Origin of the sequence: Micromonospora sp. M51 (genome assembly GCF_018070305.1) — a bacterium.
Classification (GTDB): domain Bacteria; phylum Actinomycetota; class Actinomycetes; order Mycobacteriales; family Micromonosporaceae; genus Micromonospora; species Micromonospora parva.
In genome coordinates, this window is record NZ_JAGPXZ010000090.1 from 1 (window position 1) to 12,792 (window position 12,792).

General features: G+C 66.9%; 9 protein-coding genes. 3 read left to right on the forward strand and 6 right to left on the reverse strand.

Annotation, left to right across the window (positions count from 1 at the left end):
* Positions 1 to 370: glycogen/starch synthase (locus tag KBX53_RS07665; protein ID WP_210858267.1), on the reverse strand; the 370-nt coding region annotated here is incomplete at its 3' end.
* Between the two features lie 316 nt (positions 371 to 686).
* On the opposite strand from KBX53_RS07665, the gene glgX reads away from it, so the two are divergent.
* The 3 genes from glgX to treZ are packed head-to-tail and all read left to right on the forward strand — an operon-like array spanning position 687 to position 6,833.
* On the forward strand, positions 687 to 2,804 hold the full coding sequence (glgX, locus tag KBX53_RS07670) for a glycogen debranching protein GlgX (protein WP_210858268.1): 2,118 nt from the start codon (positions 687 to 689) through the stop codon (positions 2,802 to 2,804).
* A 1-nt stretch (position 2,805) separates the two neighbouring features.
* A complete protein-coding gene (gene treY, locus KBX53_RS07675; RefSeq protein WP_210858269.1) occupies positions 2,806 to 5,112 on the forward strand; it encodes a malto-oligosyltrehalose synthase in 2,307 nt (768 codons plus the stop codon).
* On the forward strand, positions 5,109 to 6,833 hold the full coding sequence (gene treZ / locus KBX53_RS07680) for a malto-oligosyltrehalose trehalohydrolase (RefSeq protein ID WP_210858270.1): 1,725 nt from the start codon (positions 5,109 to 5,111) through the stop codon (positions 6,831 to 6,833). Before treY ends, treZ begins: the two co-directional genes overlap by 4 nt.
* 101 nt (positions 6,834 to 6,934) lie before the next feature.
* Here treZ and KBX53_RS07685 read toward each other — a convergent pair whose 3' ends face one another.
* The 5 genes from KBX53_RS07685 to KBX53_RS07705 all read right to left on the reverse strand — a co-directional run.
* On the reverse strand, positions 6,935 to 9,802 hold the full coding sequence (locus tag KBX53_RS07685; RefSeq protein WP_210858271.1) for a tetratricopeptide repeat protein: 2,868 nt from the start codon (positions 9,800 to 9,802) through the stop codon (positions 6,935 to 6,937).
* 32 nt (positions 9,803 to 9,834) lie between these two features.
* A complete protein-coding gene (locus tag KBX53_RS07690) occupies positions 9,835 to 10,275 on the reverse strand; it encodes a hypothetical protein (protein ID WP_210858272.1) in 441 nt (146 codons plus the stop codon).
* Between the two features lie 187 nt (positions 10,276 to 10,462).
* Positions 10,463 to 10,954 carry an NUDIX hydrolase gene (locus KBX53_RS07695; protein ID WP_307857935.1) on the reverse strand — a complete coding sequence of 164 codons (492 nt, stop codon included), beginning with the start codon at positions 10,952 to 10,954 and terminating at the stop codon, positions 10,463 to 10,465.
* Positions 10,955 to 10,994: 40 nt separating this feature from the next.
* Complete coding sequence (locus KBX53_RS07700) at positions 10,995 to 12,353, reverse strand: hypothetical protein (protein WP_210858274.1); 1,359 nt, start codon at positions 12,351 to 12,353, stop codon at positions 10,995 to 10,997.
* A 239-nt stretch (positions 12,354 to 12,592) separates the two neighbouring features.
* Positions 12,593 to 12,792: hypothetical protein (locus KBX53_RS07705; RefSeq protein ID WP_210858275.1), on the reverse strand; the 200-nt coding region annotated here is incomplete at its 5' end.

Here is a 12,792-nt window from a genome sequence, read left to right on the forward strand (position 1 = left end):
TGGTGGCGAGGGGGAAGGTGACCGGGTCCTCGGGAGCGCGCAGGATGCGTACGCCCTCGGCGTACTCCTCCAGGGGCGCGCCGTCGCTGTGCCGGGTGACGACGGTGACCTCGTGGCCGGCGGCGGCCAGGGCCACCGACAGGGCGTGCACGTGGCGGCCGAGGCCACCGACGAGCACCGGCGGGTACTCCCAGGACAGCATGAGGATGCGGCGGGTCTGCGGGGGCACCCCGGGGCCGGACTGCGCCGGCACGACCGGGCCGGACTGCGGGCTCGGGCCGGGCTGCGCGTTGGGCCGTGAGGTGACTGTGGGCCGGTGGGCCCGGTCCTTGGTGGCAGCGAGCTGCTCGTCGACCCGCAGGGTCGTCACATCAATCTCCGTCCATGCATGGTGGTGCGCGCCGGCGTCAGTGGCGGCGGAGCGAGAGGTGTAAGGGGTGGCCGAGGGCCTGGCGGGCGCGAGCGGACGCTTGCCCCCGAACAAGGAAAGGGCATCCGGCCCAAGAACGCATCTCGAAAAGGGCCATCGTGACGGAGGACACCCGATGGTTTAGGTCGCATCAGACAGGTGGTTTCCGGGCACCGCCTGAAAGGATGGATTGGCGCGTACGGGCAGGGGGCACTACCTGCCTGCGCGCGGGGCAGCGTCGGCCGGTGCGCACATCACCATGGGTTGAGGGAGCAAGATGCAGGTCTGGCCGGGCGAGCGGTACCCCCTTGGCGCCACCTACGACGGGATGGGCACCAACTTCGCCATTTTCTCCGAGGTGGCCGAGCGGGTCGAGCTGTGCCTCTTCGACGAGTGGGACACCGGCGCGGAGCGCCGCGTCGAGCTGCGCGAGGTGGACGCCTACGTGTGGCACGCGTACCTGCCGGGCATCGAGCCGGGCCAGCGCTACGGCTACCGGGTGCACGGTCCGTACGACCCCGCGAACGGGCTGCGCTGCAACCCGAACAAGCTGCTGATCGACCCGTACGCGAAGGCCATCGACGGTGACGTGACGTGGGACCCGGCGGTCTACGACTACGACATGGACGAGCCGGAGCGGATGAACGAAACCGACTCCGCGCCGTTCATGCCGAAGTCGGTGGTGGTGAACCCGTACTTCGACTGGGGCAACGACAAGCCGCCGCGCACCCCTTACCACCACTCGGTGATCTACGAGGCGCACGTACGCGGGCTGACCATGCGCCACCCGGACATCCCGGAGGAGCTGCGCGGCACGTACGCGGGCATCGCCTCCCCACCGATGATCGACTATCTGACCCGGCTCGGGGTGACGGCGATCGAGCTGATGCCGGTGCACCAGTTCATCCACGACAACCGCCTCGCCGACCTGGGGCTGCGCAACTACTGGGGTTACAACACCATCGGCTTCTTCGCCCCGCACCACGGCTACTCGGCGCTGGGCCGGCTCGGCCAGCAGGTCCAGGAGTTCCGGGGCATGGTGAAGGCGCTGCACGCGGCCGGCATCGAGGTCATCCTCGACGTGGTCTACAACCACACCGCCGAGGGCAACCACCTCGGGCCGACGCTGAGCTTCAAGGGGGTGGACGCGCCCAGCTACTACCGGCTCAGCGAGGAGGACCCCCGCTACTTCGTCGACTACACCGGCACCGGCAACAGCCTCAACGTGCGCAGCCCGCACTCCCTGCAACTGATCATGGATTCGTTGCGGTACTGGGTGACCGAGATGCACGTCGACGGCTTCCGGTTCGACCTGGCCGCCACCCTGGCCCGCGAGTTCTACGAGGTGGACCGCCTGTCCACCTTCTTCGAGGTGGTGCAGCAGGACCCGGTGGTCAGCCAGGTGAAGCTGATCGCCGAACCGTGGGACGTCGGCCCCGGCGGCTACCAGGTGGGCAACTTCCCGCCGCTGTGGACGGAGTGGAACGGCAAGTACCGCGACACCGTGCGGGACTTCTGGCGCGGTGAGCCGGCCACCCTGGCCGAGTTCGCGTCCCGCATCTCCGGGTCGGCCGACCTCTACCAGGACGACGGCCGCCGCCCGTTCCACAGCATCAACTTCGTCACCGTGCACGACGGGTTCACCCTCAACGACCTGGTGTCGTACAACGACAAGCACAACGAGGCCAACGGCGAGGACAACCGGGACGGCGAGAGCCACAACCGGTCCTGGAACTGCGGGGTCGAGGGCGACACCGACGACGAGGCGGTGCTCGCGCTGCGGGCCAAGCAGCGGCGCAACTTCCTGGCCACCCTGATGCTGTCGCAGGGCGTGCCGATGATCGGCCACGGTGACGAGCTGGGCCGCACCCAGCACGGCAACAACAACGTCTACTGCCAGGACAGCGAGCTGGCCTGGGTCGACTGGGACAACGCCGACGAGCAGCTGCTGGACTTCGTCCGCACGCTCACCGCGTTCCGCAAACGACACCAGGTGTTCCGCCGCCGCCGGTTCTTCACCGGCCTGCCGGTGGGCGGGCGCGGCATCGACGAGCCGCTGCCCGACCTGGCCTGGTACACCCCGGACGGGCGGGAGATGACCGGCGAGGACTGGGGCAACGACTTCGGCCGCTCGGTGGCGCTCTTCGTCAACGGCGAGGGCATCCGCGAGCGCGGCCAGTACGGCCAGAAGCACCACGACGCGTCGTTCCTGCTCTGCTTCAACGCCCACGACGCGCCGCTGGACTTCACCATGCCCGGCAGCGAGTACGGCCAGAAGTGGGAACGGGTGATCAGCACCGCCGAACCCGAGCCGGGCGACGCGACGGTGATCAGCGCGGGCGGCACCATCCGGGTGCCGGACCGCTCCCTCGTCGTGCTGGAGAGGATGATCTGACATGCCGGCCACCCCTCCGAAGGCCACCTACCGCGTCCAGGTCCGCCCCGGTTTCGACCTGGACGCCACCGCCGCGATCGTCGACTACCTGGCCGACCTCGGCGTCAGCCACCTCTACAGCGCCCCGCTGCTGACCGCCACCCCGGGCTCCCAGCACGGCTACGACGTGGTCGACCACCGGGCCGTCAACCCGGAGCTGGGCGGGGAGGCCGCCCGGCAGCGGCTGCTGCGCGCGCTGCGCGACAAGGGCCTCGGCCTGGTCGTCGACATCGTGCCCAACCACGCCGGGGTGGCCGTCCCGGCCGCCAACCCGGCCTGGTGGGACGTGCTGCGCCGGGGGCGCGACTCGGCGTACGCCGACTGGTTCGACATCGACTGGGACCGTGGCCGGCTACTGCTGCCGGTGCTGGCCGACGACGCGGGCGCCCTGGACGACCTCAAGCTCGTCGACGGGGAGCTGCGCTACCACGAGCACCGGTTCCCGGTCGCCGACGGCACCGGCGACGGCACCGCGGCCGAGGTGCACGACCGGCAGCACTACGAGCTGGTGTCCTGGCGGCGCGGTGACGCCGAGCTGACGTACCGCCGGTTCTTCGCCATCGCGGGCCTGGCGGGCCTGCGGGTGGAGGACCCGGCGGTGTTCGCCGCCACCCACGAGCTGATCCTGCGCTGGGCCGCCGCCGGGGAGGTCGACGGCATCCGCGTCGACCACCCGGACGGCCTGCGCGACCCGGCCGGCTACCTGGCCCGGCTGCGGGCCGCCGCGCCGGACGCGTGGCTCGTGGTGGAGAAGATCCTGGAGTACGGCGAGGAGCTGCCGGACTGGCCGGTGGACGGCACCACCGGCTACGACGCCCTGGCCATGGCCGGTGGGCTCTTCATCGACATCGACGCCGAGGGCGACTTCACGGTGCTGGACACCCAGCTGGCGGGTCGGCGTACCTCCTGGGAGGACCTGACCCACACCACCAAGCTGGCCGCCGCCACCCAACTGCTCGCCGCCGAGCTGACCCGGCTGGCCGCCCTCGCCCCCGAGGTGCCCACCGAGCAGGCCCGCGCGGCGCTCGCCGAGCTGGCCGCCGCGTTCGACGTCTACCGCGGCTACCCGCCGCACGGCGCCCGGCACCTCGCCGCCGCCCGCTCCGAGGCCGGCCGCCGCCGCCCCGACCTGGCCGCCGCCCTGGACGCGATCACCCGCCGGCTGCGCAACCCCGACGACGAGCTGGCCATGCGGTTCCCCCAGCTCACCGGCGCGGTGATGGCCAAGGGCGTGGAGGACACCGCGTTCTACCGCTGGATCCGGTTCGTGGCGCTCAACGAGGTCGGCGACAGCCCCACCCGCTTCGGGGTGCCACCCGCGGAGTTCCACCGCTTCGCCGCCGCCCAACAGGTCCGCTGGCCGGCCACCATGACCACCCTCTCCACCCACGACACCAAACGCGGCGAGGACGTCCGCGCCCGCCTCGCCGTGCTCAGCGAACTGCCGGGCCGCTGGGCCGAGCAGGTCAAGACCTGGATGGAGTACGCGCCACTGCCCGACCCGGCGTTCGCCCATCTGCTCTGGCAGACCGCCGTCGGCGCGTGGCCGATCGAACGGGAGCGGCTGCACGCGTACGTCGAGAAGGCCGCCCGGGAGGCCGGCGCCTCGACCAGCTGGGCGGACCCGAACCCGGCCTTCGAGCAGGCACTGCACGACGTGGTCGACCGCATGTACGACGACCCGAGCCTGCACGACGAGCTGACCGAACTCGCCGCCGCGATCACCCCGGCCGGCTGGTGCAACTCCCTCGGGCAGAAGCTCATCCAGCTCACCATGCCCGGGGTGCCGGACACCTACCAGGGCACCGAGCTGTGGGACAACTCCCTCGTCGACCCCGACAACCGCCGCCCGGTCGACTTCGACGTACGCCGAGAGTTGCTGGCACGCATCGACGGCGGCTGGCGTCCCCCGATCGACACCGACGGAGCGGCGAAGCTGCTCGTCGTGTCGCGGACCCTGCGGTTGCGGCGGGCGCACCCGGAACTGTTCACCACCTACCGGCCGGTGCCCGCGCACGGGCCGTTGGGCCGGCACGCCCTGGCCTTCGACCGGGGTGGCGTGATCGCCGTGGCGACCCGGCTGCCGCTGGGCCTGGCCCGCGCCGGCGGGTGGTGCGACACAGCCCTGTCACTTCCCGTTCACGAGATGAAGGACCTGTTCACCGGGCGGGTCTACAGTGGCGGGGAGACGCCGCTGGACAATCTCCTGGCCGACTATCCCGTCGCTCTGCTGGCTCCTCCCACCGCTGCCGAGGAGGCCGTTTCATGACCGAATTCTCCGTCTGGGCACCGGACGCCACCCGGGTGCGGCTGCGCCTGGCCGGCGACACCGACCACGAGATGCGCGCCGCCGCCGACGGCTGGTGGCGGGTCGAGGTGCCCGACGCCGGCCTCGACTACTCCTTTCTGCTGAACGACGACGAAACCCCACTGCCCGACCCCCGGTCACCGTGGCAGCCTGCGGGAGTGCACGGGCCCAGCCGCCGCTACGACCATTCCGCCTTCGCGTGGACCGACAGCTCGTGGACCGGCCGGCAACTGCCCGGCAGCATCCTCTACGAGCTGCACATCGGCACCTTCACCCCGGACGGCACCTTCGACGCGGCCATCGACCGCCTCGACCACCTGGTGAACCTCGGTGTCGACCTGATCGAACTGCTCCCGGTCAACGCCTTCAACGGCGAACACAACTGGGGGTACGACGGCGTCTGCTGGTACGCCCCACACGAGCAATACGGCGGCCCCGACGGCCTCAAACGGTTCGTCGACGCCGCCCACGCCAAAGGGCTGGGGGTGATCCTCGACGTTGTCTACAACCATTTCGGGCCCTCCGGGGCCTACGCGCCGCAGTTCGGGCCCTACCTCGCCGAGCAGAGCAACAGTTGGGGCCGCTCGGTCAACCTGGACGGCCCGCACTCCGACGAGGTACGCCGCTACATCATCGACAGCGTCCTCATGTGGCTGCGCGACTACCACGTCGACGGGCTGCGCCTGGACGCCGTGCACGCCCTGCCGGACACGCGGGCGGTGCCGCTTCTGGAGGAGCTGGCGATTGAGGTCGAGGCTCTGTCGACGCACCTGGGTCGGCCGCTGTCGCTCATCGCCGAGTCGGACCTCAACGACCCGCGGCTCATCACGCCCCGGGAGGCTGGCGGGTTCGGGTTGCACGCCCAGTGGAACGACGACGCCCACCACGCGCTGCACACGCTGCTGACGGGGGAGCGGCAGGGGTACTACGGCGACTTCGGCTCCCTGGAGACGCTGTCAGACGTGTTGACCGGCGGGTTCTTCCACGCGGGGACCTGGTCGAGCTTCCGCAACCGGCACCACGGGCGACCTCTGGATTCCCGGGTTCCTGGTCATCGGTTGGTTGCGTATTTGCAGAACCATGATCAGATCGGGAACCGGGCCACCGGGGATCGGATCTCGGCTTCGCTGTCGCCTGCGCTGCTGCGGGTTGGCGCTGTGCTGCTGCTGACCGCGCCCTTTACTCCGATGCTGTTCATGGGGGAGGAGTGGGCTGCCTCCACGCCCTGGCAGTTCTTTACGTCGCATCCTGAGCCGGAGTTGGCCACTGCGGTGCGGACCGGGCGACGGCGGGAGTTCGCCTCGCACGGGTGGCCGGAGGGGGACGTGCCGGACCCGCAGGACCCGGAGACGTTTACTCGGTCGCGGTTGGACTGGGCTGAGCTGGACAAGCCCGAACACGCTTCGATGCTGTCGTTCTACCAGCGGTTGATTGCCCTGCGTCGCTCGTCTTCGGACCTGTCGGATCCTCGGATGCACGAGGTGTCTGTGCAGCACGGGGACCAGTTCCTGGTGATGCGGCGGGGGGACACGTTGGTGGTGGCCAACTTTGCTGGGCGGGGGCAGGGGGTGTCGCTGCCTGGGGTGGCTCGGCGAGTGCTCCTGGCTACGGGGGAGGGGGTCACTGTGATGCGGGACCGGATCGAGCTGCCAGCGGAGACTGCGGCGATCGTGGCCCTCTAAGCGGCGCGCGACAGACTCGGTCAAGGCCATGCAGGATAAATGAGGCTATCGTCCACGCCTCTCTAACCTTTGTGACGATAGTCATGCCTATGGATCGTTGGTCAGGTAACACCCTTGTCGGAACCAGCCGAAAGGCCAGGGTCGGTATTGGTCATATTTGCTCGCTTGATGTCAGACAGCCGACCCTGGGTAGTGCCAAGATCGCGTTGTGCCTCGGGGTCGTCGGGGTTCGCTTCGGCTAGACGAGCCTGGATGATTAGAGCTGCGTTGTAGGCGGTCATGGCTTCGTCGAGATTACCCCGCTCCCGGGCTATGTCGCCAAGCCTGCTTTGGGTGATACTCAGGTCGCGTTGAGCCTCAGCGTTGTCGGGATCGGCGTCTACCAATCGTTTTTGGATGTTCAACGCCGCCTGATAGGCGGTCTCCGCTTCGTTAAAGCGGCCACGAGCTTGAGCTAGATCGCCGATTCTGCTGTAGGTAATCGTCAAATCACGTTGCGCTCGGGGGTCATTCGGATTGGCTTCGGCTAGGCGCACATCAAGGGTTAGCGCGGCGCGTTGGGCGGTCTCGGCCTCGTCAAGGTTGCCGCGGTCGTGAGCAATGTCGCCGAGCCTGCCGTGGGCGATGCTCAAGTCTCGTTGTGCCTCCCGGTCATTGGGGTTGGTTTCCGCCAGGTGGGTTCGGATGGCGAGCGCGGTTCGGTAGGCGTTCTCAGCTTCTTTGAGGTTTCCCCGGTCTTGGGCGACACCGCCGAGCATGCTGTAAATATTGCTTAATTCGCGTTGTGCGTCGGTGTTATCCGGGTTGGCCTCTACTAGAAGCCGGGATGCGGCGAGGGCGGCGCGGTAAGCATTCTCGGCGTCCTGGAGGTTGCCGCGCTCCCGGGCGATGTCGCCAAGCTTGCCATGAGTGATGCTGAGGTCGTGTTGTGCCTGGGGGTTGTCGGGGTTGGCTCCTACCAGGCGTTGGAATGCGGTGAGGGCGGTGCGGTAGGCGTTCTCGGCGTCGTTGAGGTTGCCACGAGCGTGGGCGAGGCCACCGAGCCTGCCGTGGGCGATGCCCAGGTCTCGTTGTGCCTCCCGGTCATCGGGGTTGATTTCCGCGAGGTGGGTTCGGACGGCGAGCGCGGTTCGGTAGGCGTTCTCGGCGTCGTTGAGGTTGCCCCGATCTCGAGCGATGTCGCCAAGTTTGCTCTGGGCGATGCTTAGGTCGCGTTGTGCCTCGGTGTTTTGGGGGTTGGTTTCTACCAGGCGTTGGAATGCGGTGAGGGCGGTGCGGTAGGCGTTCTCGGCGTCATCAAGGCTGCCGCGCTCCCGGGCGATGTCGCCGAGCCTGTTGTAGGTGATGCATAAATCGTGTTGTGCCTGGGGGTTGTCGGGGTTGGTCTCTACCAGGCGTTGGAATGCGGTGAGGGCGGTGCGATAGGCAATCTCGGCATCGTTCAGGTTGCCGCGAGCGTGCGCGATGTCGCCGAGCCTGCCGTAGGTGATGCTGAGGTCGCGTTGTGTTTGGGGGTTGTCGGGGTTGGTTTCCGCGAGGTGGGTTCGGATGGTCAGCGCGGTTCGGTAGGCGTTCTCGGCGTCGTTGAGGTTGCCCCGATCTTGAGCGATGCCGCCGAGCCTGCTGTGGGTGATGCTGAGGTCGCGTTGTGCCTCGGTGTCGTCGGGGTTGGTCTCTATTAGGTGTTGGAATGCGGTGAGGGCGGAGTTGTAGGCGGTCTCGGCGTCGTTGAGGTTGCCGCGCTCCCGGGCGATGTCGCCCAGCTTGCCGTGGGTGATGCTGAGGTCGCGTTGCGCCTCGGTGTCGTCGGGGTTGGTCTCTATTAGGTGTTGGAATGCGGTGAGGGCGCGGTTGTAGGCGGTCTCGGCGTCGTTGAGGTTGCCCCGATCGTGGGCGAGGTCGCCCATCCGGATCTGCAAGAGCCCATAGATACGTCCTCCTTCGGCTACATCCGCGTCCATCACACGTTGCAAGGCGCTCAGGGCGGCGCGGTAGGCGTTCTCGGCGTCGTTGAGGTTGCCGCGAGCGTGGGCGATGTCGCCGAGTCTGCTGTGGGTGATGCTGAGGTCGCGTTGTGCTTCGGCGTTGTCGGGGTCGGCTTCAGCTAGACGCATATCAATGGCGAGGGCAGCGCGATGGGCGGTGTGGGCCTCGTCTAATCTGCCGCGGTCTTGGGCCATATCGCCTAGCCGGCCGTGGGCGATACTCAGGTTGCGTTGCAGCTGAATGTCGGACGGATCTATGCTGACAGCTTTCTCGTATAATTCCAGGGCGGCTTGAAAATCCCCGAGGCTCTCCATCAAGAACTTCGCATAGCTTCGAAGAGCTAGGGCGCTATGGGGGTCAGCCGCGATGGCGCGCGCAAAATATTCACGAGCACGTTCCGGGTCCGCCCGCTTTACGCTCATCAGTGCTGACTCAATTAGCCGTTTGGCCGCGACCTGGTTTCCTTGGCTCTCGCTTGCATCGATTGACCTTATAGGCTCACCCGGGCCCTCTCCGCCGAGGGGGGAGGGTAATTCTTCCGTTGAAAGTGTTGCTGATCCGGCCGCTTTCAATAGCCAATCCCCGTGCCCAGAATGTCGGCGCTGCTTCTCGGCCGCAGGTAGACTGAAAATCTGTTCGAGCTGCTCTAGTTGCTCGTCATCCACCGTAGCGGCTGGGGCGTCGGCGCGAACCAATGAGGGCACTAAAGAGGTCGTCATTTTGGTACCGCCAGGAATATCTTCGATTGAGGAGGCGGTGGCCCCTGACTCGCTTGCCAACGCGTTGGATCCCTTGGGTGTGGCGGCATCTGTGGCGCGTGTCGCCTCCGGTGAAGGAGCTGCGATTGTGCGTGCACGAGCCTCTTCCGCCAATTCGATCAGGCGCCGCGCAGCCTCTTCCGCCCTGCGCCAGCGCGAACGCTCGCCGGGCAGACGCAGAAACCCCCAGCCGACCACCCGAATGGGCGCTTCATCTTGGCTCATGCGGCAATCCTAGCCCCTCGTCAAGATTTGGTTCAGAATAGTAATGACAGAACAGCTATCGTGCCGGTCGTTGCAGACAGGGCCACTTGCAGCGCGAGGGCCATTCGCACACAATTTACGACTTCACTGTTGCTGTGTGCCGCTTTAATTGTTGCTGTTCGCAGCTCTGTCATTAATCGCTGATCGTCCCAGTTATGTAGATGCGATAATTCGAGGATGCGAGTGTGGTCTGCGACCGCAATTCGGTCGAGAAGGATAATCCATATTACCGCAAAGAAGCAAGCCCCTAAAGACCATGTAGCGATTTCGTCTAACTTTTCAGGTGTGCCAACTTGAAGTGCTGTGGCTACAAGTGTGGCGGCAACCCCGGCAGCAAACGTTGCTAGCAGTTTGGCTGTGTCCACTTGGGCGCGTTGACGAGCAGAGGCTCTGTCTGCCTGACCTTCCAGCCACTCGGCTGACGTCTGGGCCATCGCTGAGAACCTCATTCCCTGTCGGTCGCCTGCGCGAGCGGGGTGGGACGCGTTGAGGAGTGTGCCTCCATGGGATGAAGCAGCCTAGCAAGGCACACGACACATTGGGAATGGCTGCTTGGCAGGGCCTGACCCAACGCCAGCTCGATCAAGCAAAGGTCGTCCCCCAGGTGCCCGCCGTCGCCTCTCAGGGGAGCAGTGGGGTAGCAGAGCCGCCGGCAAGATACATCGGAACGTGTTGGTGGCGCGCGCGCATTGCGGCATGAACTCGTGGGGCAACGTTGTCCGGCAGGCGCTGCTCGGCCTCCTCGTGCGTGAAGAAGGCGACGTCTTCCAACTCCTGTCTCGGTAGATCCAAGCCGTCCAGGTTAGCGATCGACCCGCAGTCGAAGGTAAAGCTGATTATCGCGCGCGGTCGTGGCCCGGAAGGTAGCGCCCAGTCGACGACGAGTAGATCACCAACTGTCAGATGTGTCCCTAACTCCTCGCGAATCTCGCGAGCGCAAGCATCGTGCGGGTATTCACCCTCGTCCACGTAGCCGCCCGGAAATGCCCAGTGATCACGGTATGTGGGCTTGACGAGCAGCACTTTGCCGGCCGGGTCGGTGATAAAGGCCGCAGCGGCAGCGTAGAAGGAAGCCAGGTTCGAGTACCATGTGGCGGGCTCCGTCCAGGTCACCTCGGTGACGCTAGCGGACATGTCTAGCAGTGCTCCCGCGCTACATTGCTGCTGGCATGGCTTCGAGGGCATGCAGGACTTCGTTAACCTGGGGTGATTCTCGCTGCGGCCCGAGCGTGGCAGCGAGTTCATCGACGCGCCGTTGAACACGCGTCGACTGGATGCCTACGGCATGTTGCCCGAGCTTGACAGCCCAGTTGCAGGCGGCCTCAGTGTCACCAGCGCGAGCGTGAGTCATAGCGATGAGGGCGGTGTGCAGGGCACGCGTTCGGACGTTCTGACTGCCGAGACTGAGCGCGTCGGGGACGTGTCGAAGGGCCTGCTTGTGCAGACACAGGTCGCTCAGGCACCTGATCGCCGCCCCTGCCAGGTGGGCAGGGCTGAAGTAGCCGACCCAGCGCGGGCCAGGGTCCATGCCCGTTCGATCCAGAGCTCGCTCCGCCCTAGTTAGGGCGAGCTGGCAAGCACGCCGCTCGCCTGACTGTCCGTAGGCGGTGGCGGCGGTGGAGTGCAGCCGTGCGAGGACCGCAGCGGGTGCGCGGCCGGCTCCGTCAATCGCTGCTTCGATGAGCCGCGCCGCCTCTCGGGCGTGCCCTAGAAAGACAGCCTGTGTGGCGAGGTTGGCCAGCAGATGTGCGCCGTAGAGGCGGTCGCCAGCGGCCTTGGCGAGCCGTAAGCCGAGGGTCACATGATGTTGCGCCATTGCATGCTCACCTGCGTCGTACGACATGAAGGCGAGTTGACCGGTGAGCGTTGCCGCTGCGCGCATGAGGTCACGCCCCACGGCATCGGTGTAGGTGCCGTGCAGCATGGGCGTGACCTGACGTACGAGGAAGTCAGCCATCACGGCACGGGTGTGGGGAGAGCCGCTGCCGTGACGTCGGTCGAGATCAGTGAAATGGTCCGCCAGCGCGTACAGCGATTGAACGTCGGTGGAGGTGACCTGTTGCCGACCGTTCCGGCTGACCGTGTCGTCGGGCAGGTCGTATCGCCAACCGAGCGCGGCCTGGAGTGCCTTGCCGCTGTCGAACATTTCACTGGGATGTTGGTTGATGTGCTTGGCTAGCCTCGTCCATATTTGCTCTGAGGCATCTACCGCCCCGTCGGCGGACGCGGGGTAGATGCACATTCCGATGTCTTCGGCGGCACCGAACCCCAACTCCGTGACCGCGACTGAGCGTCCGAGCTTGCGGGCCAGTGTTTCGACCATGGCCGCTTGGACGTGCTCTCCAGGCCGGCGACCGCGTAGCCACCAGTAGACGCTGGCCGCGTCGTACCGCCAGGTGCCCTGGTCGCGGCCGGTGTGATTGAGCTGTCGGGCAAAGGCAGCGTGAGAGTTGGCGTAACCGGCGGCCAGCAGAAGCCCTTCGAACGCCGTGTTCGTCACCGGTCGCGCCATCGTTCCGCCTCCAGGCATCAGTCAACTACCAACAGTGACGAGCCTATGGGCTGCCGAAGTCCCATGGGGACCCGCGCAACCCTGCGCAACCCACGTCCTGAGCAGCGCAAGCGAGCGCATTACTTGCCATCTGGTCCGTTGATCGGCAGCCCGCTTCGCTAATCGCAGGTGTCCTGGGTGTAGGCGAAGTCTGAGCGTCGCGTCCCGGGCTGACGGAGGTGGCGATGCAGGGCGACGGGTCAGCAAATCGAGGCGAGCAGTTCGAGGCGGGCGAGCGGGAGGCGGCCAAACAGCGCCTTCTGGCGCAGGCCGAGGCGGAGCGCGTACCCGTTGACGACACGACCCGCGCGGTCCCGGACCGGCGGTGGCGGCGTGACCAGCGATGACATCCCTATCGGCCGCCGAGTGGCGAGCTGGCGGGTGCGGCGGCAGATGACGC